Origin of the sequence: Neorhizobium galegae bv. orientalis str. HAMBI 540, from assembly GCF_000731315.1 — a bacterium.
Taxonomy (GTDB): Bacteria; Pseudomonadota; Alphaproteobacteria; order Rhizobiales; family Rhizobiaceae; genus Neorhizobium; species Neorhizobium galegae.
The window spans coordinates 716,963-736,278 of the sequence record NZ_HG938353.1; the positions used below are offsets into that span (position 1 = coordinate 716,963).

Below are 19,316 nucleotides of genomic sequence, written 5' to 3' on the forward strand. Positions count from 1 at the left end.
TTACGCCGGTTCGGCGGTCCGCTTGTCCCACATCGCCTTGAAACCGGAGCGAGCCTGCGCGGCCTCGATCCAGGCCTTCAAGGCCGGGCGGCTGTCGAACAGCGGCGCATACCCTTGTGCATAACGCACGACTTCTCCGACATTGATGTCCGCCACGGTAAAGCGGCCGCCGACCATGTGGCCGGTCTTGGAAAGGTGCTTTTCGAGCACGTCGAACGGCCGCTTCAGGGTGCGGGCCGCCACTTCGATATCCGCTTTGCCTTCCTCGGTCTCGGCGCGGCCTCCGGCGATCGTGGCGGAGATCTTCAGCGCCGGGGTTTCGATGCTGGTCGCGCCGAACAGCGACCACTGCACCATCTGGCCTTCTTCGGCGATATCCTTCGGGCCGAGCTCTCCGCCATATTTGCGGGCGAGGTAGAGCGTGATGGCGAGCGATTCGTGCAGCACGAAACCGGCGTCGTCCATCGACGGGATCGAGCCCATCGGGTTAACGCTCAAGAATTCCGGCGACAGCGTGTTGACCGGTGCGCCCGGTGCCATCGGCTCGGGTAGGCGATAACCCTGGATGATCGGAATATGTTCGAAAGGAATACCCAGCTCTTCGATAAGCCAGAGCGGCCGCGTGGCGCGCGAGCGGTAAACGCCATAGATTTTCAGCATTCAATGTCCCTCCTGAAATGCAGGCCGCAAGCTATGGGCATGGCGCGCAAAACGGAAGACCAATCCGCATTGGACGATCATGAAAGTTTTCGATAGGATTTAATCGTGTCCGATGTCTTGGAAAGGAGCCGATCATGCGCACCACCCAGTCGCTCAGCATCACCCTGCCGCTCGAAATGGCGCAGATGGTCAAGTCCAAGGTCGCTTCCGGCGAATACGCCACCGAAAGCGAAGTCATCCGCGACGGCCTGCGCACCCTGCTCGCCCGCGATGCGGCAATCGAGAAGTGGCTGGTTGAGGAGGTGGTTCCGACGCTGGATGAGATCGAAGCGGATCCCTCCAAGGTCATGCCGCTTGAGGAGGCACGTAGAAGGCTGCATGCCCGCGTCGACAAACTGGTCGATCCAGAGGCATGAAGTATACGGTCTTGTTCTCGGATGATGCCGAAGAGGACGTCGCGGAGCTCTTGGAGTACTTGGTACCTGCCGCGGGGGGAGAAAGTTGCCAAGCGATACGTCGATCGGTTGATCGACTACTGTTACTCCTTTGAAACCTTTCCCGAACGCGGCGTTTTCTCCAACAAGAGGCCGGGCCTGCGCCTCGTCGGATACCGGCGCAAAGCGACCATCGCGTTTCAGGTTAAAGGCGATGTCGTCGTTATCGCCCGCATCTTCCATCGCGGCCGCAATATTGATTTCGGCGACGCTTCCAGCGATCTCGACTAAACAATCCGGTTGTTCTCGATCGTCAGATGCTTGAACCCCTGGGCCTGACCGTCTCCGCGAGCCAGCTCTGCCGTGGATGGCGCCTTCCAGCGATGGCCGATCACCGCGCCGTCCTTCACCGCCTCGAACAGGTTGCCGGAAATCAGGGCGCTTCCCGCCCCTTCGACCACGGTCACCGCGCAGCCGACTTTCGCTTGCCGGACGATGTTGTTGCTCACGAGCACGTTACGCAGGTACGGCCCGAAACCGAGCGCCATGCCCCAGAGCGGCACATTCTCGATGACGTTGCCGGTCACCGCGGTGTCCGCCTCGACGCTGATGCCGACGCCGAAGATCGCTTCGTCGAGCACATAGGGACCGGTGGACTTCAGGTTGCGGACGATGTTGTTGGCGACGGTCGCCAGCCGGCCGCCCTCGTTGAAATTGACGACCGAGATGCCGTTCGCCGCGCCGTCAATGATATTGCCCGAGACCATGGCGCCCTCGAAGGCGAATTCCGCATAGATCGCGGTCTCGCCGGAGGCGAGGCAGGTGTTGTTGGCGATCTGGGCGTTCGAGGCGCTGTTGGCGCGGATCGCCGAAAAGGCCGATTGCGAGATCTGGTTGCCGGTCACCATCACGTTGTCGGCCCGGAACAGATTGATCGCATTGCCATACTGACCGGTGCCGCCATTGGTGGCGCCGATCCGGGAGATACGATTGCCGGAAACGATCGTGCCGTCGGCGCCCTTGGTCCACCGATGGATCAGGATGCCGCCATTGCCGCAATCGAAAACCGTATTGCCGGTGACCGAAAGCCCCGTACTTTCGACTGCATAGAGGCCATATTCCGCGGCGCCGGAAATCCGGCTCCGCTCGATCCGCCCGCCACAACGCTCGAACTGCACGGCCGTCTTGCGCGCGCCGATGACCTCGCAATTGTCGATGACGATTTCACCGACGCCGCGCATATGGACGAGCGCCGCACTCTGGTCGTCGAGCCGGCGGCTCGCCCCGTCGATGACGATGTTGGAAAGCTCGATGCGGCGCACCCCGTCGGCCGTAAGCATCCGCCCGTCACCGGAATAGACGAGCCGCGACGCGCCCGGCACGCCGGTGATGCGCGTGCCTTCGGGCAGGTCGAGATTGGACACCGGGTAGTTTCCGGGCGGCAGGAAGACCGGCATGTTCTGGCGCGCCGCCTTGGCGATAATCTCTGCGAGTTTGCGGTTCTGCTTGTCTCCACCGTCAGGCGTGACGCCATGCGCACCGGCATCGATCGAGCCGCGCAGGTCGACCGACGGAAAGCCTTGTGGGGCCGAGAAAACGCGGGGAGGCAGGGTTCCGGCAGCCGCCGCCCCCGCGATCATCGTCAACGCCGCCCGTCTCGAAATCATCCAGCGCCTCCTCCTGGCGTCAATAAAGCATTTTCTATGCCAGTCCTTTATATTGTTATTACGCTAAAAGTCTTGGACAGCTCAGTAAAAAGACTTCTGTCCAAGCTTCAACCATGGCAATTTCACGATGATTTTAAGCAACGATAAGGAATTCTCCGTCATGCTATAGGGCAATTGGCGCGAGTTCCCGCGTATTTTCTGTTGAAAATGAAAAGGAGGCACTCGGATGGCGGGACCCATGTCGCATAGCATGCCCTTGACGTTTGCCCCCGATCCGCTCGACGAGCTCTGCAGCCGCCTCCTGCGCGTTTCCACCGACGGTGATATCGACCTCGACGTTGCCCTGGTCACGCTCGAACTGGAAACCCGTACCCTTCTCGATCAGCTCCCGGACTTCATTTACGTAAAGGACCGTCGCGGCCGCTTCGTCTTTGCCAATGCCGCAGCCGGGCGCAGCAGCAAGCTGCATGAAGGCAACGACCTGATCGGCAAGACGGATTTCGACATTCTCGATCATGAAACCGCACGCGAACTGTTTCTGGTCGAACAGGAGATCATGTCGACCGGCGTGGCGATCGACGGTCGCGAGGAGCGCGTCAAGCTCGGCGATGGCCGTGTGCTCTGGCTTACCACCTCCAAAATGCCGCTGCGCGATGTTCACGGCCAGGTCGTCGGCCTGGTTGGCATTTCCCGCAACATTACCGAGCGCAAGCGCCAGGACAACCGCCGGCACGGCCATGCGCGTCTTCTCGAGATGATCGCCCGCGGCCAGCCTTTGACGGCGGTTCTGGATGCGCTGGTCAAAACGGTGGAGGATGAGCTGGACGACGTCACGGCCTCGGTCCTGTTTCTCGAAGAAGGTACGGACCGGCTGCGTCACGGCTCGGCGTCCAGCCTTCCGCCGGCCTATGTGAAACTGATCGATGGCATCGAGATCGGCCCGAAGGTCGGCTCCTGCGGCACCGCCGCCTGGCGGCGCGAACCTGTCTTCGTCAAGGACGTGCTGACCGATCCGCTCTGGGACAATTATCGCGAACTGGCGCTGAGATTCGGTTTTCGCTCCTGCTGGTCGACGCCGATCATGGGCGCGGACGGGCGGGTGCTTGGCACGTTCGGGCTCTATTCCGATGCACCGCGCGAACCGACCGAACTCGAGCTGGAGCTGACCGCGATGGCGACCGATATTGCCGGCATCGCCATCGAGCGCGCCCGCTCGGAAGAGCGCATCCAGCACATGGCCCATCACGATCCGCTGACCGGCCTGCCGAACCGGACGCTGTTCTGGGCGCAGTTCAGCCGCGCCCTGCATGAGGCCCGCCGCGAGAAACGCAAAGTCACGGTCGCTTATCTCGACCTCGACAATTTCAAGCAGATCAACGATACGCTGGGTCACGCGGCCGGCGACGAGGTGTTGAAAACACTGTCGTGGCGCATGGTCAACTGCGTCCGCGTCACCGATCTTCTGGTTCGCCTTGGCGGCGACGAGTTCGCGATCGTCTTCAGCAATGTCAGTCACGACGAACTCGGCCTGATGCGCCGGCTTCAGGAATTGAGAACCGCGATCTCGAAACCCATCGTCATCGACGACAAGAGCGTCACCGCCACCTGCAGCATGGGCGTCGCCTTCTTCCCGCAGGATGGTGAAACGCCCGAGGAACTGCTCGCCCGCGCCGACCGTGCCATGTACGAAGCCAAGGACCTGGGCCGCGACCGCCTGCGCGTTTCGCATGTCCCGGGCGACGGTCTCGGCATCTAGGCTTCCCTTATCAAGATGGGAGCTACCGAGATATCGCCGGACTAACCAATAGCCCTGTTTGTGCAGTTCTTCGGCTGCCGCTTCGAGCGAGGTATCGAGGTCTCGTCACGGACATCCCCGCAGCAATATCTCCCGCAATGCCGGAAGCTTATGGCATCGGCCGAGGCGCTTCGGAAAGCTCGTCGTCCGACGATTTTTCCGGCGCCACGAAGATCTCTTCGTAACTCGACACGAATTTTTCGAACAGCAGCGAGAATGTGTGAAGTTCGTCTTCCGGCCAGTCCTCCAGGACGCGCGCGAGCAGGGAGCGTTTGACGGAACGGATCTCGGCGAGCAGGCTGTCTCCGAGTTCGGTGCGCACGACCAGCGAACGGCGGCCGTCCGCCTGGGAGGCGTCGCGGCGCAGGATGCCGCGGGCGACGAGATCGGCTACCAGCCGGCTGCCGCGCGAGGGGTCGATGCGCATCGCCTCGGCAATCGCGCCCACCGTTACCTCGCCTTCGATGCGGCGCATCACGTCCAGCACGTCTAGATGCGAAATTTCCAGGCCCGGCGCGATATTGGCAATCGCCGTGCGGCCGATGATCCGCCGGCCGATCAGAATTCGCATCCGCCCGAGCATTTCGCTCACGCGGGCCACGTCCTCGGGGGAGGGTGAAGCAGCAGCGGGTTTCCGGCTCAAAAGGCTCTTGCTCGTCATGTTGGCGAACATATCAAAGCCCATCAGGCTTTCCAACCGTTCTTTGCCCTGCGCATCAAAGTGCCGTTGACAATTATATGCTGAAGGCACATAAATTTCCGACACTTTGGATTGACCCATGGATATGACCCGTCCGGCCCATGTGCCGCTTGTCGCCAACCACCGCCAGCGGTTGGTGATCTTCTGCTTTTTGCTGACGGCGCTGTTCATGGCGACGCTGGACAACCAGATCGTCTCGACGGCGCTGCCGACGATTGTCGGGGAATTCGGCGAACTGGAGCGTTTCGGTTGGATCGGGTCGGCCTATCTTCTCGCCAGCAGCACTTCGATGCCGATCTACGGCAAGCTAGGCGATCTGTTCGGCCGCAAATACGTGATGCTGGCGGCGATCGTCATCTTCACCATCGGTTCGCTCACCTGCGGGCTCGCCTGGTCGATGGATTCGCTGATCGCCTCGCGCGTGCTGCAGGGGTTCGGCGGCGGCGGCATCATGGTGTCGATCTTCTCCATCAATGCCGACCTGTTCGAGCCGCGGGAACGGGCGAAATACCAGAGTTATTCGAGCCTGGTGATCATGGCCTCCGGCAGCCTCGGGCCGCTGCTCGGTGGCACGATGAGTGAACTGTTCGGCTGGCGGTCGATCTTCCTCATCAACCTGCCGATCGGCATCATCGCGGTCACCGGCATTTCGCTTCTGCTTCCCTATCGCCGCCCGATCCGCAAGCCGAAGATCGATTATCTCGGCGCGGTCCTGCTGGCGGGAACCGTTGCGAGCGTCGTCGTTTGGGCCGACAGCGTCACGCTGTTCGGTTCGCTGGTCGCCTGGCAGTCGATGGTCGTCGTGGCGGCGGGCGCGCTCTGCGCCGTGCTCTGGGTCTTCGTCGAAGGGAAGGTGCCGGAGCCGATCGTGCCGCTGAAACTTTTCCGCGATTCGACCTTTTCCCTGTTCCTGATCGTCTCCTTCTGTACCGGCGCGGTGGCGATCGGCATGGCCAACTATTTCGCGCTCTTCCTGCAGACGACCACCGGCCTGTCGCCGACGACCGCGAGCTTCTGCTTTGTCGCCACGACCCTCGGCATCGTCATCGGCTCGCTGTCGACCGGCCGGCTGATCTCGATCACCGGCCGCTATAAGCCGTTCACGCTGATCGGCCTGTCGCTGAATATCGTTGCCCTGTTGATCTTCTCGCAGCTTCCGGTCGGTACCCCGATCTATATCATCCTCGGCTTCATGCTGATGCAGGGCCTGGCGATCGGCTTCGGCCAGCAGGCGCCGATCATTGGCGTGCAGAATTCGGCCCCTCGCGAGGATGTCGGTGCCGCCACCGGCGCCGTGACGCTGATGCGCATGGCCGGCGCCTCGATTGCCATCTCGGTCTACGGCGCGATCGTCGCTGCCGGCATCAGGGGCGTCGGTACCAGCATTCCGGGCGTCGAGGATATAGGCTCGCTGACGCCGGTGATGATGATGGAACTGCCCGAGCCGTCGCGCCTTGCAGTCCACACGCTTTATACCGAGGCCTTCACGCCCGTGTTCATGGCCGGCAGCGCCATGGCGCTGATCGGTCTCATCGCCGCCCTGATGCTGAAACCTGCCCGGCTGCCGCAGGCGGTGATCGCCGAAAAGAAGCCGGCCACCGCTTCGGAGTGATCTGGCGTCCGACCGTTTTTGCCCTATCTTCAAGGGCATGAAACCAGAGGCGCTGCTTCATCCCACCCCGGCCGGGCTGTTCTGCCCGATTGGCCGTTTCCATGTCGATCCGGTCCGTCCCGTCGAGCGGGCGCTGATCACCCACGGCCATTCCGACCACGCCCGCGCCGGCCATGCCAAGGTTCTGGCGACCCGCCAGACGCTCGACATCATGCGGCTTCGCTACGGCGAGGATTTCTGCGGCGAGGAACAGGCAGCCTCCTTCGGCGAGGAGATCGATGTCGAGGGCGTGCGGGTGAGTTTTCATCCCGCCGGCCATGTGCTCGGCTCGGCCCAGATTGCCATCGAAAGGCAAGGGCTGCGCATCGTCGTTTCGGGCGATTACAAGCGCGGCGTCGATCCCACCTGCGCACCTTTCGTGCCGGTCGCCTGCGACGTCTTCATCACCGAGGCGACCTTCGGCCTGCCGGTTTTCCACCACCCGGATCCCAGGGATGAAATCGACAAGCTGCTCACCTCGTTGAAGCAGTTTCCCGAGCGCAGCCATCTCGTCGGCGCCTATGCGCTCGGCAAGGCGCAGCGGGTCATCCGGCTGATCCGCGATTGCGGTTATTCCGAACCGATCTACATCCACGGCGCGCTCGCCAAACTCTGCGATTATTACGTCGGCCAAGGCATCGATCTCGGCGATATAAGACCCGCGACCATCGAGAAGAGCAGCCCCGACGCCTTCAAAGGCGCGGTCATCGTCGGCCCGCCCTCCGCCTTCCAGGATCGCTGGGCACGCCGCTTCAACGAACCGCTGATCGCCTTTGCCTCCGGCTGGATGATGGTGCGCCAGCGCGCCAGACAAGGGGGCGTCGAACTGCCGCTGGTCATCTCCGACCATTGCGACTGGCCGGAACTACTGTCGACCATCGAGGAGATCGGCCCATCCGAAGTCTGGGTCACCCACGGCCGCGAGGAGGCACTGGTGCGCTGGTGCGAGCTGAAGAACATCCCCGCCCGGCCGCTGCATCTGGTGGGTTATGAGGATGAGGGGGACTGATGGCGAAGGACTTTTCCGTTCGTGCCGCCGACACCCCCCTCTGGCCTGCCGGCCATCTCCCCCACAAGGGGGGAGATCGGATGTGGCACGGCCTTCCCCAAATAACTGCCGCTTTGTTTGCTGCAAAGCAGACGAGCCAGAACGAGGCAGTGGCGATGCCGCGAGTCGATCTCCCCCCTTGTGGGGGAGATGCCCGGCAGGGCAGAGGGGGGTATGCCACGCACGCCATCGATGGGGTGGCAAGATGAAAGCCTTCGCCACCCTCCTCGACCGCCTCGTTCTCACCCCGTCGCGCAACGGCAAGCTGACCCTTCTCGCCGATTATTTTCGCGACACCCCCGATCCCGACCGCGGCTACGGCCTGGCCGCACTCGCCGGTGGGCTCGATCTGAAAAGCGTCAAGCCGGCCATGCTGCGCGACCTCGTGCTGGAACGCCTGGACCCCGTCCTCTTCCAATATTCCTACGACTATGTCGGCGATCTCGCCGAAACCATTTCGCTGGTATGGGATGGCGGCGCCAAGGATGTGATCGATGACGATCACCAGCCGCGCCTCGGCGAGGTCGTCACCAGAATGAATTCGCTCGGCCGTACCGAGGTGCGCTCCGCCGTCCGCGACCTGCTCGACAAGCTCGACCCGTCGAGCCGCTTTGCCTTCCTGAAACTTGTCACCGGTGCGCTCCGCATCGGCGTCTCCGCCCGTCTCGCCAAGCAGGCGCTGTCGGACATGAGCGGAAAAGACGTCACCGAGATCGAGACGCTCTGGCACGGATTGACACCACCCTATGAACCGCTCTTCGCCTGGCTGGAGGGCAGGGCGGAAAAGCCGGTCCTCGCTACGCCGGCGATCTTCCACTCGGTCATGCTGGCCAATCCGGTGGAGCCGGGCGATCTCGAAAAGCTCGATCCCGCCGATTACGCCGCCGAGTGGAAATGGGACGGCATCCGCGTGCAGATGTCGAGCTACGGTGGCACGAAGAAGCTCTATTCGCGCTCCGGCGACGACATCACCGGCGCCTTTCCGGACGTCGTCGGGTCGATCAATTTCGAGGGCGTCATCGACGGCGAACTGCTGGTCGGCGGCACCGCCCGCTCCAACAATCCGACCCGCACCTTCTCCGATCTGCAGCAGCGGCTGAACCGCAAGACGGTGACGTCAAAAATGCTCGAAGACTACCCCGCCTTCGTGCGTGCCTACGACCTGCTCTTCGAAAGCGACCTCGATATCCGCGCCGAGACGTTTTTCGAGCGCCGCAGGCGGCTCCGCGACGTGATCGAACAGGCGCCGCACGACCGTTTCGACCTCTCCGAACTCGTGCCGTTCAGCACCTGGGACGAGCTCGACCGCATTCGCATCGCGCCACCCGATCCGGTCATCGAAGGGGTGATGATCAAGCGCAAGGACAGCCCCTATCAGGCCGGCCGCCTCAAGGGGCCATGGTTCAAATGGAAGCGTGATCCCTACAATATCGACGCGGTGATGCTCTATGCCCAGCGCGGTCACGGCAAGCGATCGAGCTATTATTCCGACTTCACCTTCGGCGTCTGGGCCGAAACGCCGGATGGCGAGGAACTGGTGCCGGTCGGCAAAGCTTATTTCGGCTTTACCGATGCGGAGCTCGAAGTGCTCGACAAATTCGTGCGCGACAACACGATCGACCGCTTCGGGCCGGTCAAGGCGGTGCGGGCCGAGCGGGATTTCGGCTTCGTGCTGGAAGTCGCCTTCGAGGGCATCAACCGCTCGACCCGCCACAAATCCGGCGTCGCCATGCGCTTTCCGCGGATCGCCCGCCTGCGCCAGGACAAGCTGCCGCGCGACGCCGACCGGCTGGCGACCTTGACCGCGATGCTGGATGCCCGCGAGGGTTGATTATATCGAAAACCGCCTATCTAAATCTCGAATATTGCAGATCTTGGTTCTTGGGGGATCATGAAATGACGAAATCGAGCTTTATCACAAAGGGCATTGTTGCGCTTATCGGCTGCGTCGCAGCCGCTTATGTCGGTCAGGAACTCTTGGGCGGCGGCGCTCTGGGATGGGTGGCCGGCGGGATTATTCTTGGGGTGACCGCGGGGCCGTTTCTTCAGGCGCTCGTTCAGTGGCGCAAGGAGAAGGATGCCATGCGTGCCAAGAAGCTATAAGCAATCCGACCTTCAAGTTTTCCTGTAAAGTTCGCGAATGAGTGAATGGACAGTGTTTCTTGCAAATGTTGATATCAGGCTGGCGAAACGCTCTTCAGGCTCATCACATATGACAGATCAACGCATTCTTCCTTCCCGAAATCTTATGGAAGACGGTGGTTTAACCCGCCGCAGCCTGCTGGCCGGCGCCGCCGGCCTCTCGGTCGCAGCCCTGCTGCCGGCCGCGGCGCGCGCGGAATTTCCCATTCCCGAAGTCCCGCCGCTTGAGAAGGAAGACTATGGCGAAGCCCGCAAGCGGTTCCATACCAATCTCTTGAGGAAGGGGCCTTCTCCCGAACAGTCTGCCCCGCTCGGCACGCCCGCAGGGGCCAGGAGGGTGATGTATCGCGGCGGCCCGGACGGCTCGATCGAACTGATCGCCTGGATCTCGTCCTATGAGCCTTCCGCCAAGCTGAAGCCCGCGGTTCTTTTCCTGCACGGCGGCAACGCCACCGGTGACGGCCATTGGGAGCTGATGAAGGCCTATTGGGAAGCCGGTTACGTCGTCATGCTGCCCTCGTTCCGCGGCGAGAACGGCCAGGCCGGCAATTATTCGGGCTTCTACGACGAGACATCGGATGCGCTGGCTGCCGCAAGCTACCTGGAGGACCTGCCGGGGATCGACAAGAACCGCTTCTTCCTCGCCGGCCATTCGAATGGCGGCACCCTTGCGCTGCTTGCCTCGATGACCCGAAAATTCCGCGCCTCGGCGCCGATCTCGGCCGGCGTCAATTCCTGGCGTTATTTCGGCCGCTTCGAGCGCGAAGTCCGTTTCGACGAAAACGACCAGCAGGAATTCATCATGCGCTCCTCGGTCTGTTTCGGCCACAGCCTCAAATGCCCGACGCTGCTGCTGCGCGGCACCGAGGAACGGCCCTTCGATGCCGACCACCAGCTGCTGATGGATCGGGCAAAATCGGCCGGCGTCCCGATCGAGGCAAAGCTCTTGCCCGGCAACCACAACGGCGTCGTGCCGGGCGCGGTCGCCGAGAGCATCCGCTTCTTCAGCCAGGTCACGGGTTAGGGCTGAGTGCCCCTGTCATTTTGACGATTTCCGCACTATCTTGCGACCATGGAACCTGCGCAGGACCGCACCATCATTCCCGCAGATTACCCGGAGCTGAAGCAGCTCGTCTGGAGTCGCGATCCATTGCGCCCGATTCCAGCCGAGGAGGCCTTCTCCATCTATGAGCGCAATTGGCGTTTTGTGGATGAACGCGGCCTCACCAGGCGGGAGGCTGATCTCATTGAGGATCTGGCGCGGGCCTTCGGCGGGGGCGTGATGCTCAAATCCCGATGAAAGATTTCGTTCTCCCCGAACATCAGATCATTGCCGAAGCACTCTCGCGGATGGATCGCGAATACCTTGTAGCGAACGAATGCTGGTTCGGTGGCGGCACTGCGATTGTGTTGAAACTTGGCGAGTATCGGCGTTCACTGGATGTCGATTTTCTTTGCGCTTCTTCGGACGGTTATCGTGAACTCCGCAGCGCTGCGACCGAGCGCGGTCTCAAGGCCTTTTTTCCGGAATCGATAAAGGCGGTGCGGGATTTTCGCATCGATCAATACGGTCTCCGGACGGTTTTCGAATTCAGGGAACAGCTGATCAAGTTCGAGATCATCCGCGAGGGACGAATTGCTCTGAACGGCAGAATGGATGCCGATCTTCTGGTGCCGGCCTTGCTTCCTGAAGACATGTTTGCCGAAAAACTGCTCGCCAACGCGGACCGCGGCCAGGATCGCTCGGTGGCTTACCGTGACGCTTTCGATCTAGGGGTCCTGGTTGAGCATTTCGGAGCGATTCCGGGGGCGGCGGTCGAAAAGGCGACGGCCGCTTACGGCGCGGATATAGGACGCAAACTGGCTTGGGTCGTAAATCGACTGCAGGATGCCGAAGAGCGCAATGCAGCGGCCCATTCCCTAATGATGAGACCAGATAGGGCGCTCAGGGCAATCTGCGAACTGCGACGCGAGACTGTCCGCCTTTGGCCGGAGCTCGAGGTTCGCTCCGACGATATTTGACCAGCCTCGCGCCAGCCGCATCTGCCATTGTCGGCCTAGACGTCATCTGCTGGAAACGGGTTCTCATGCCATTCTCCTTTCGATCTTTCCCCCGAACCCTTGGGCTTTCCTTCACGCTTGCTGCGACCGCTGCGGTCAGCGGCTGCCAGATCCCTTTGGTCACCGATACCAGCCGCATGAATCCGGACGTCTTCGTCCAGGAGACGTCGCCGGTCTTCAACGTCGCGCCCTATGCCGATCCGCCGTCGAACCAGCCACCTCCGATGCCGGGTGCCATTCCGCACAAGCGCCAGCTCTATCCGTCGACTTTCCATCAGACCTATGGGTTGCCGATTTCCAACCCGGTCCACCGGGCCATGTATGGCGTGATCCGCGATGACGGCCACACGCTTCCGGCCATCCCCTATTCGCGCATCGATGCCCGTTATCTGCGCCAGGACGTCGACTACCAAACCAGCGAAGTGCCGGGCACGATCGTCGTCGATACCAGGGAGCGCTTCCTCTATCTCGTGCAGCCGGGCGGCAAGGCGATCCGTTACGGCGTCGGCCTCGGCAAGGCCGGTTTCGCCTGGCAGGGCCGCGGCGTGATCCAGCGCAAGGCGGAATGGCCGCGCTGGACGCCGCCGGACGAGATGGTCGCCCGCCAGCCGGATCTGCGCAAATTTTCGGCCGCCGAAGGCGGTGCCAATCCGGGCCTCAACAATCCGCTCGGCGCCCGCGCGCTCTACATCTTCAAGGATGGCCAGGACACGCTCTACCGGGTGCACGGCACGCCGGACTGGCAGTCTGTCGGCAAGCAGACCTCGTCCGGCTGCGTGCGCATGCTGAACCAGGATGTCATCGACCTCTTCGACCGCGTGCCCTCGGGCACCCAGATCGTGGTCCTCTGAGCGCCGCAACAGGCTTGGCAATAGACGGAAAGAGCGGCGATGCCGCTCTTTTTCGTTCGATTCATCTCATGGGTTTGAACCGCCGTGTAGGTCTCGTGAATAGTTGATTAACGACCGCAGACCTATCTTCCCTGCGGAAGGAGCGAGTCGGAACTTTTCGGCCGCCCTGCCGTTAAAGAGCGATTTTGCTGTTCCCTGCGTTTCCTATCGGACGGTCCTGCCTCAGATGATCCTGAACCCTTCGTTTTCCCGCCGGAGTTTTTTGTCTCTCCTCGGTGCGGGTGCGGCCTCCACGCTTGCCGGCTGCGCCTCATCGGTGCCGCGTCCGCTGGCGACTACGGTTGCCTTCCGACCGGAGCCTATTGAGGGCCCGTCGTCGGAACTGGATGTGATGTACGGCTCCATCGTCGACGGCGGTTTCGTCATTCCGGCGATACCCTATCGGCAGATCAATCCACGCTACTACCGCCAGCAGGTCGTCGATCCGACCGGCGAGCGTCCAGGCACGGTCGTCGTCGATACCGCCTCGCGTTTCCTCTACCTCATCGAGCCGGGCGGCACTGCGATGCGCTACGGCGTCGGCATTGGCCGCGAGGGGTTCGCCTGGCAGGGCGAAGGCGTCATCCAGTGGCGGCAGAGATGGCCGAAATGGACGCCGCCGGACGAAATGGTCGCCCGCCAGCCGGAACTCACCAAATATTCGGCCAAGAATGGCGGCATGCCGCCCGGCCTTCTGAACCCGCTCGGCGCCCGCGCGCTCTACATCTTCAAGAACGGCCAGGATACGCTCTACCGCCTGCACGGCTCGCCGGAATGGAACTCGATCGGCAAGGCCGTCTCGTCGGGCTGCGTACGGCTGATGAACCAGGATATCATCGACCTCTACGACCGCGTGCCGGAAAAGGCGCGCATCGTGGTGTGGCAGTAATCTCTGTCACAGACACTTGCTAAACATCCCCGACGCAACCTAGACTTGCACAGAAAGGGATTTGCGCATGGTCGAGATCGACGCCGCTCTCGTGAAAAACCTGATAGCCGCTCAATTTCCCGATTGGGCGGATTTGTCCGTGCGCCCGGTCGCGAACGGCGGCTGGGACAACCGCACCTTCCATCTCGGCGAGACCATGCTGGTGCGCCTGCCGAGTGCCGAACGTTATGTCGCGCAGGTGGAGAAGGAACATCGCTTCCTGCCGGCGTTTGGTCCCCAGTTGCCGCTTCCCATTCCTGTCCCCCTGGGGCTCGGAAAGCCGGGTGAAGGTTATCCCTGGCCCTGGTCGGTCTATGCCTGGATCGCCGGTGATCGATCCAGCCTCCAGGCGATCGCCAACCTGACCGTTTTTGCCGAGGATCTGGCGGATTTCCTGCTGGCCCTCCGGAAAATCGATCCGTCCGACGGCCCGCCTCCCGGCCCGCATAACTTTTTCCGCGGCGGCGCATTGGAAGTCTATGACAACGAGACACGTCGTTCGATCAGAGTCCTTGCCGATCAGATCGATGTGCCCCTGATCACCGAAATCTGGGAACGGGCGCTCGCCTCGACCTGGAAGAACAGGCCGGTCTGGGTGCATGGCGACGTCGCCGAGGGAAACCTGCTCGTCCGCGACGGACGGCTTGCCGCCGTGATCGATTTCGGCAGTTCCGGCACCGGCGATCCGGCCTGCGACCTCGTCATCGCCTGGACCCTGTTCGACGAACCCGCAGCCCATGCTTTCCGCAATCGGGTGAAGCTCGACACTGAGACCTGGGAAAGGGCGCGCGGCTGGTGCCTGTGGAAAGCGCTGATCACGGCTGCCGGCGAACCCGGCACAAATCCGCTGGTCAAGGATGAGCATCGCCGCTGGATCGACAGGATCGTTGCGGATCACCTCGGCCAAGCCTGATCTCTGCGGGAACTAGGCCGGAACTTTTCCGTTGAATTGCGTGGAATGTTCTGGAGGAAGCCGTGCAGCAGAATTCACTATGGCGAGCCTATAGCTACGCTTGGATCACCTTGGCATTTTTTGGTTTCAGTCTTGTCGGGCATTGGCTGTTCGGCTGGTTCGCCTTTGTCCAGGAACAGGCCGAGCACGGGCAGCCGGTGGAATTTTCTCCCTATCTGGTGGAAATGCTGCGGGATACGTTCGAAAACTGGCAGTCGGAATTCCTGCAGCTGCTCTGGCAGGTCGGTGGCCTCGCCTTCTTCCTGTTTCTGGGCTCGCCGCAATCGAAGGAAGGCTCTGACCGGCTGGAGGCGAAGATCGACGTCATCCTGCGCAGAGTGGATCCCGCCGATGGCGAAGGCGTGATCCGGGAACTGGACGAACGTTATTCGGGCCGCCATACGGACGAACCGGAAGCCCACAAGACGTGAGCAGCGCAGGTTCTGCCGCTCTCGCGTTGACCGGTCTCGACCGGCGATGGAGACTATCAGACAGCGGACAGCGTCTCTTTTTCGCTTCCCGCCTTTGTCAGCCTTTCCTTGAGCGCGACCAGTTCGTCGCGCAGGGCCATGGCTTCCTCGAAGCTGCAGCCGGTGGCCTTGCCGATTGCAGCGGTTACCGCGACCGCCTGGGCTTTCAGCTCCCGGCCTTTTTTCGTCAGCAAAATCTTCACCTGCCGCTCGTCGTCGTGGTCGCGCTTGCGGGCGACGAGGCCGGACTGTTCGAGGCGCTTGAGGAGAGGGGAGAGCGTGCCGGAATCCAGCCCCAGCCGGTCGCCGATCGCCTTCACCGGCTGGTCGTCCTCCTCCCAGAGCGCGATCATCACCAGGTATTGCGGATAGGTAAGGCCGAGCGGTTCCAGCAGCGGCTTATAGGTGCGCGTGAAGGCATGCGCCGCGCCGTAGATCGCAAAACACAGCTGCGCATCGAGCTCGATCTCGAAATTATCCGCGTTGCCCGCCTTTTTCTGCATGGCCGGTCCTGTCTTCACGTGTCTGTGCTCTATCTTTTCCAGAAGCGTATTTTCGCAGGCTTGACGGCAAATTGCAATGCGCGTAATTAGATTGCACGCAATTGAATTGCGGACAATGTTTTGACCTGGAACCATCATCAAAGACCAAGGGAGTTAGACCCATGCCTATTCTCTACACCACCAAGGCTTCTGCCACCGGCGGCCGCGCCGGTCATGGCGCCTCCGAAGACGGCGTTCTCGACGTCACGCTGACGGTTCCGAAGGAACTCGGCGGCGACGGTGCCCGCGGCACCAATCCGGAACAGCTCTTCGCAACCGGTTATTCCGCCTGCTTCCTCGGCGCGCTGAAGAACGTTGCCGGCAAGGAAAAGGTCAAGATCCCGGATGACGCCAAGGTGACGGCAACTGTCGGCATCGGCCCGCGCGACGACGGCAAGGGTTTCGGCATCGAGGTATCCCTCCTGGTGGACATTCCGGGCATGGACAAGGCCCAGGCCGAAGACCTCGTCGCCAAGGCCCATATCGTCTGCCCCTATAGCCATGCGATGCGCACCTCGACCGAAGTGCCGGTCTCTGTCGCCTGATCGTTCTGAAGATTTCCGAAATGGAAAGCCGGCCGCTCGCGCCGGCTTTTTCTATTTGATCCCGCCCAGCGTCGCTCGCAGTTCCGCCGGTCCGCCCTCGCCAAGCTCAGCGTCAATCTCCGCATGCACCCGCTTCCAGATCGGCAGGGCGGCCGAGAGCATGGTCATGCCGTCATCGGTGAGGCGCAGCAGCCGGCCACGCCGGTCCTTCGGATCGACGGTGGTTTCCACCAGGCCGCGCCGTTCCAGCACTTTCAGCGCCGCCGTCAGCGTCGTGCGGTCCATCGCGAGCAGGGCGGCGACCTGGCTCATCGGCGCCGGCTGCGGCCGGTTCAGCGACATCATCAGCGAGAACTGACCGTTGGTGAGCCCGATCGGCTTCATCGCATTGTCGAAACGCCGGGCAAGCGCCCGCGCCGCCCGCTGCACATGCAGGCAGAGGCACGTGTCGCGTACCAGCAGCGTTGTCGAAAAGGGAATCACTTCGATGGTCGGGGTGTTTGACAGCATCGGAAGAGTATGTTGATATCAACTTATTCTGTCAAGCATAGGAGGAGCCTGTCATGGATGTCACCACGTCCCCGAAAAACCCTGTCGTCAGCCGCGAGGAGTGGCTCGAAGCCCGGCGCAAGCTGCTGGCTCTGGAAAAGGAAGAGACCCATCTGCGCGACAAGGTGCGCGCTGAACGCCAGGCGATGCCCTGGGTAAAGGTCGACAAGGACTACGTGTTCGACACTCCGAAGGGCAAAAAGTCGCTCGCCGAACTGTTCGACGCCCGCAGCCAGCTGCTTGTCTACCATTTCATGCTCGGCCCGGACTGGGATGCCGGCTGCCTCGGCTGTTCATTTCTCTCGGACCATATCGATGGCGCTCTGCCGCATCTCAACAACCACGACGTCACCTATGTCGCGGTCGCCCGCGCGCCGCTCGACAAGATCGAGGCCTACAAGAAGCGCATGGGCTGGAAATTCCCCTGGGTCTCGTCCTTCGGCAGCGATTTCAACTTCGATTATCACGTCTCCTTTACCAGGCAAGACCTCGCCAAGGAGAAGGTGTATTATAACTTCCGCGAAGTCCCGCCGTCAGAGGCGCATGACGAGCTGCCGGGTCTTTCCGCCTTCTACAGAAACGAGGCGGGCGAGATCTTTCATACCTATTCCAGCTATGCCCGCGGCGGCGAAGAGCTGATCGGCACGCTGATGATCCTCGACCGGGCACCACTTGGCCGCAACGAGGCTTCGACGATGAATTTCGTCAAGCGCCACGACGAATACGAAGAGAAGCCGCAGGAGACGGCTTCATCCTGCTGCCATTGAACGGGTTCATTCTGGCGCTTCGAAAAGAGGAGGAGGAAAAGATGAGCACGATGGAAATGCCCAAGCCGCAGGTCGAACACGGCTTTCTGGAAAGGATGGTCGGCCTCTGGGAGGTGACGTCCACCAGCATGGGCCATGACGAAAAATGGGTCGAAGTCTGCCGGTCGCTGAACGGCATCTGGTTCGTCGCTGAAGGCAGCGGCGAGATGCCGGGCGGCGGTGGCCCCGCCACTACCATTCTCACTCTCGGCTATGATCCGGCCAAGGGCAGATATGTCGGCACCTGGCTCGGCACGATGATGAACCATCTCTGGGTCTACGAGGGGGAGGTGTCGGACGACGGATCGACGCTCAATCTCTATACGACCGGCCCGGATTTTGCCAATCCCGGCAAGACCGGCGATTACCGCGAGCAGATCATCTTCACCGACGACGATCACCGGACCTTCAATTCCAGCTCCAAACAGCCGGACGGTACCTGGCAGCAGTTCATGGAAGCGCATTACGCCCGCAAGCGCTGAGCCTTGCGTGTGTCCAATTCAACGCGTCGGACGACGCAGTCATTCGTAGAGGAGACGACCATGTTGCAGACCGTTACCGGGTCTCGATCCGAGACCCATGGCAAATTCATCTGGGTCGAGTTGATGACGCCCGATACCGATGCCGGCGGAAAATTCTATTCGTCGGTGGTCGGCTGGAAAGTCAAGGAAATGTCGATGCCCGACATGCCCGCCTATTTCCTGTTCGAGATGGGCGAGGGCGACAATTGCCCCGGCATCGGCGGCATGATGAACTTTCCGCCGGAACTCGAAGGCAAGATCCCGCCGAACTGGACCGGTTATGTCGCGGTCGACGACGTCGATCAGATGGCGAAGGACTATGTCGCCAATGGCGGCCGCGTCCAGCGTGAGCCGGAGGATATTCCGGGCATCGGCCGTTTCGCGGTCGTCGCCGATCCGCATGGTGCGGTCATCTGCATCATGACTCCGCTGCCGATGGAAAATCCGCCTCAGGAACTCGCCCCGGATGCCGTCGGCAATGTCGGCTGGCGCGAGCTTTATGCCGGCAACGGCAAGGAAGCCATGGACTTCTACGGCAAGATGTTCGGCTGGACGCTCGACCACGATTTCGACATGGGACCGATGGGCACCTACCACATCTTCTCCCATAACGGCCGGCAGATCGGCGGCATGATGACCAAGCCGGCGGAGGTGCCGATGGCCTGTTGGTGCTACTATTTCATCGTCGACTCGATCGACGCCGCAATCGCCCGGTTGACGGCAGGCGGCGGCAAGGTCGTCCACGGCCCGATGGAAGTCCCCGGCGGTTCCTGGATCGTCCAGGCGCTCGATCCGCAGGGTGCTTTCTTCGCGCTGACTTCCGCGAAGAAGTAAGCGGCACAGTCTGTTTTGGCGGGTGTTGGCCCTCACCCTGAAGGGCATGCGAGGCGTTGAAAAAGACGCAGGCATGTCGCCAAAGGGTGAGGGCCTCCCCCCTTTTTATGTTCCGAAAAAC

Annotated in this window: 23 protein-coding genes; 18 read left to right on the forward strand and 5 right to left on the reverse strand. The window is 61.7% G+C overall.

Annotated elements, in window-relative coordinates:
* Complete coding sequence (locus tag RG540_RS03545; RefSeq protein ID WP_038584632.1) at positions 1 to 660, reverse strand: glutathione S-transferase family protein; 660 nt, start codon at positions 658 to 660, stop codon at positions 1 to 3.
* A gap of 134 nt (positions 661 to 794) precedes the next feature.
* Between RG540_RS03545 and RG540_RS03550 the strand changes: the two genes are divergently transcribed.
* Together RG540_RS03550 and RG540_RS03555 are read left to right on the forward strand one after the other, a co-directional pair.
* Positions 795 to 1,076, forward strand: coding sequence for a ribbon-helix-helix domain-containing protein (locus RG540_RS03550; RefSeq protein WP_038540865.1), 282 nt, complete (start codon positions 795 to 797; stop codon positions 1,074 to 1,076).
* A gap of 21 nt (positions 1,077 to 1,097) precedes the next feature.
* Positions 1,098 to 1,385, forward strand: a complete 288-nt coding sequence (locus tag RG540_RS03555) for a type II toxin-antitoxin system RelE/ParE family toxin (RefSeq protein ID WP_244446616.1) — start codon at positions 1,098 to 1,100, stop codon at positions 1,383 to 1,385.
* On the opposite strand, the gene RG540_RS03560 is transcribed toward RG540_RS03555, so the two are convergent.
* Positions 1,382 to 2,761, reverse strand: coding sequence for a TIGR03808 family TAT-translocated repetitive protein (locus tag RG540_RS03560; RefSeq protein WP_038584634.1), 1,380 nt, complete (start codon positions 2,759 to 2,761; stop codon positions 1,382 to 1,384). The genes RG540_RS03555 and RG540_RS03560 overlap by 4 nt on opposite strands.
* A gap of 226 nt (positions 2,762 to 2,987) precedes the next feature.
* Here RG540_RS03560 and RG540_RS03565 point away from each other — a divergent pair, with 226 nt between their 5' ends.
* A complete protein-coding gene (locus tag RG540_RS03565) occupies positions 2,988 to 4,517 on the forward strand; it encodes a sensor domain-containing protein (RefSeq protein WP_080724874.1) in 1,530 nt (509 codons plus the stop codon).
* Between the two features lie 148 nt (positions 4,518 to 4,665).
* On the opposite strand, the gene RG540_RS03570 is transcribed toward RG540_RS03565, so the two are convergent.
* Positions 4,666 to 5,217, reverse strand: a complete 552-nt coding sequence (locus RG540_RS03570; protein ID WP_038592978.1) for a MarR family winged helix-turn-helix transcriptional regulator — start codon at positions 5,215 to 5,217, stop codon at positions 4,666 to 4,668.
* Positions 5,218 to 5,335: 118 nt separating this feature from the next.
* Between RG540_RS03570 and RG540_RS03575 the strand changes: the two genes are divergently transcribed.
* The 11 genes from RG540_RS03575 (at position 5,336) to RG540_RS03630 (ending at position 15,359) form a co-directional block, all read left to right on the forward strand.
* Complete coding sequence (locus tag RG540_RS03575; RefSeq protein ID WP_038584637.1) at positions 5,336 to 6,868, forward strand: MDR family MFS transporter; 1,533 nt, start codon at positions 5,336 to 5,338, stop codon at positions 6,866 to 6,868.
* A 37-nt stretch (positions 6,869 to 6,905) separates the two neighbouring features.
* Positions 6,906 to 7,916 (forward strand): ligase-associated DNA damage response exonuclease, encoded by a 1,011-nt coding sequence (locus RG540_RS03580; RefSeq protein WP_038584640.1) that lies wholly within the window; start codon positions 6,906 to 6,908, stop codon positions 7,914 to 7,916.
* Positions 7,917 to 8,160: 244 nt separating this feature from the next.
* Positions 8,161 to 9,786 carry a cisplatin damage response ATP-dependent DNA ligase gene (locus tag RG540_RS03590; protein ID WP_038584646.1) on the forward strand — a complete coding sequence of 542 codons (1,626 nt, stop codon included), beginning with the start codon at positions 8,161 to 8,163 and terminating at the stop codon, positions 9,784 to 9,786.
* Positions 9,787 to 9,851: 65 nt separating this feature from the next.
* Positions 9,852 to 10,058, forward strand: a complete 207-nt coding sequence (locus RG540_RS03595; RefSeq protein WP_038584649.1) for a hypothetical protein — start codon at positions 9,852 to 9,854, stop codon at positions 10,056 to 10,058.
* A gap of 109 nt (positions 10,059 to 10,167) precedes the next feature.
* On the forward strand, positions 10,168 to 11,121 hold the full coding sequence (locus RG540_RS03600) for an alpha/beta hydrolase family protein (RefSeq protein WP_038584652.1): 954 nt from the start codon (positions 10,168 to 10,170) through the stop codon (positions 11,119 to 11,121).
* A 48-nt stretch (positions 11,122 to 11,169) separates the two neighbouring features.
* The gene (locus RG540_RS03605; protein ID WP_038584655.1) at positions 11,170 to 11,397 is read left to right on the forward strand and encodes a hypothetical protein; all 228 of its coding nucleotides are present in this window, start codon (positions 11,170 to 11,172) and stop codon (positions 11,395 to 11,397) included.
* Positions 11,394 to 12,119: a nucleotidyl transferase AbiEii/AbiGii toxin family protein gene (locus RG540_RS03610; RefSeq protein WP_038584658.1), complete on the forward strand. Its 726-nt coding sequence runs from the start codon at positions 11,394 to 11,396 to the stop codon at positions 12,117 to 12,119. Before RG540_RS03605 ends, RG540_RS03610 begins: the two co-directional genes overlap by 4 nt.
* A gap of 65 nt (positions 12,120 to 12,184) precedes the next feature.
* Entirely contained in the window at positions 12,185 to 13,009 is an 825-nt protein-coding gene (locus RG540_RS03615) for a L,D-transpeptidase (RefSeq protein WP_038584661.1), read from the forward strand.
* 226 nt (positions 13,010 to 13,235) lie between these two features.
* A complete protein-coding gene (locus RG540_RS03620; RefSeq protein ID WP_038584664.1) occupies positions 13,236 to 13,937 on the forward strand; it encodes a L,D-transpeptidase in 702 nt (233 codons plus the stop codon).
* Between the two features lie 67 nt (positions 13,938 to 14,004).
* The gene (locus RG540_RS03625; protein ID WP_038584667.1) at positions 14,005 to 14,889 is read left to right on the forward strand and encodes an aminoglycoside phosphotransferase family protein; all 885 of its coding nucleotides are present in this window, start codon (positions 14,005 to 14,007) and stop codon (positions 14,887 to 14,889) included.
* Positions 14,890 to 14,951: 62 nt separating this feature from the next.
* Positions 14,952 to 15,359 carry a DUF6766 family protein gene (locus RG540_RS03630; protein WP_038584670.1) on the forward strand — a complete coding sequence of 136 codons (408 nt, stop codon included), beginning with the start codon at positions 14,952 to 14,954 and terminating at the stop codon, positions 15,357 to 15,359.
* Between the two features lie 56 nt (positions 15,360 to 15,415).
* On the opposite strand, the gene RG540_RS03635 is transcribed toward RG540_RS03630, so the two are convergent.
* Entirely contained in the window at positions 15,416 to 15,901 is a 486-nt protein-coding gene (locus tag RG540_RS03635; RefSeq protein WP_051909230.1) for a MarR family winged helix-turn-helix transcriptional regulator, read from the reverse strand.
* A gap of 161 nt (positions 15,902 to 16,062) precedes the next feature.
* On the opposite strand from RG540_RS03635, the gene RG540_RS03640 reads away from it, so the two are divergent.
* Entirely contained in the window at positions 16,063 to 16,485 is a 423-nt protein-coding gene (locus RG540_RS03640) for an organic hydroperoxide resistance protein (RefSeq protein WP_038540908.1), read from the forward strand.
* 51 nt (positions 16,486 to 16,536) lie between these two features.
* Here RG540_RS03640 and RG540_RS03645 read toward each other — a convergent pair whose 3' ends face one another.
* Positions 16,537 to 16,995 carry a MarR family winged helix-turn-helix transcriptional regulator gene (locus tag RG540_RS03645; RefSeq protein ID WP_157884574.1) on the reverse strand — a complete coding sequence of 153 codons (459 nt, stop codon included), beginning with the start codon at positions 16,993 to 16,995 and terminating at the stop codon, positions 16,537 to 16,539.
* Between the two features lie 53 nt (positions 16,996 to 17,048).
* Here RG540_RS03645 and RG540_RS03650 point away from each other — a divergent pair, with 53 nt between their 5' ends.
* From RG540_RS03650 to RG540_RS03660, 3 genes are read left to right on the forward strand one after another with little or no spacing between them, the layout of a single operon-like run.
* Positions 17,049 to 17,801 (forward strand): DUF899 domain-containing protein, encoded by a 753-nt coding sequence (locus RG540_RS03650; RefSeq protein WP_038584672.1) that lies wholly within the window; start codon positions 17,049 to 17,051, stop codon positions 17,799 to 17,801.
* Positions 17,802 to 17,842: 41 nt separating this feature from the next.
* The gene (locus tag RG540_RS03655; RefSeq protein WP_038592984.1) at positions 17,843 to 18,322 is read left to right on the forward strand and encodes a DUF1579 domain-containing protein; all 480 of its coding nucleotides are present in this window, start codon (positions 17,843 to 17,845) and stop codon (positions 18,320 to 18,322) included.
* A gap of 60 nt (positions 18,323 to 18,382) precedes the next feature.
* Positions 18,383 to 19,195, forward strand: coding sequence for a VOC family protein (locus tag RG540_RS03660; protein ID WP_038584675.1), 813 nt, complete (start codon positions 18,383 to 18,385; stop codon positions 19,193 to 19,195).
* Positions 19,196 to 19,316: the final 121 nt, after the last annotated feature.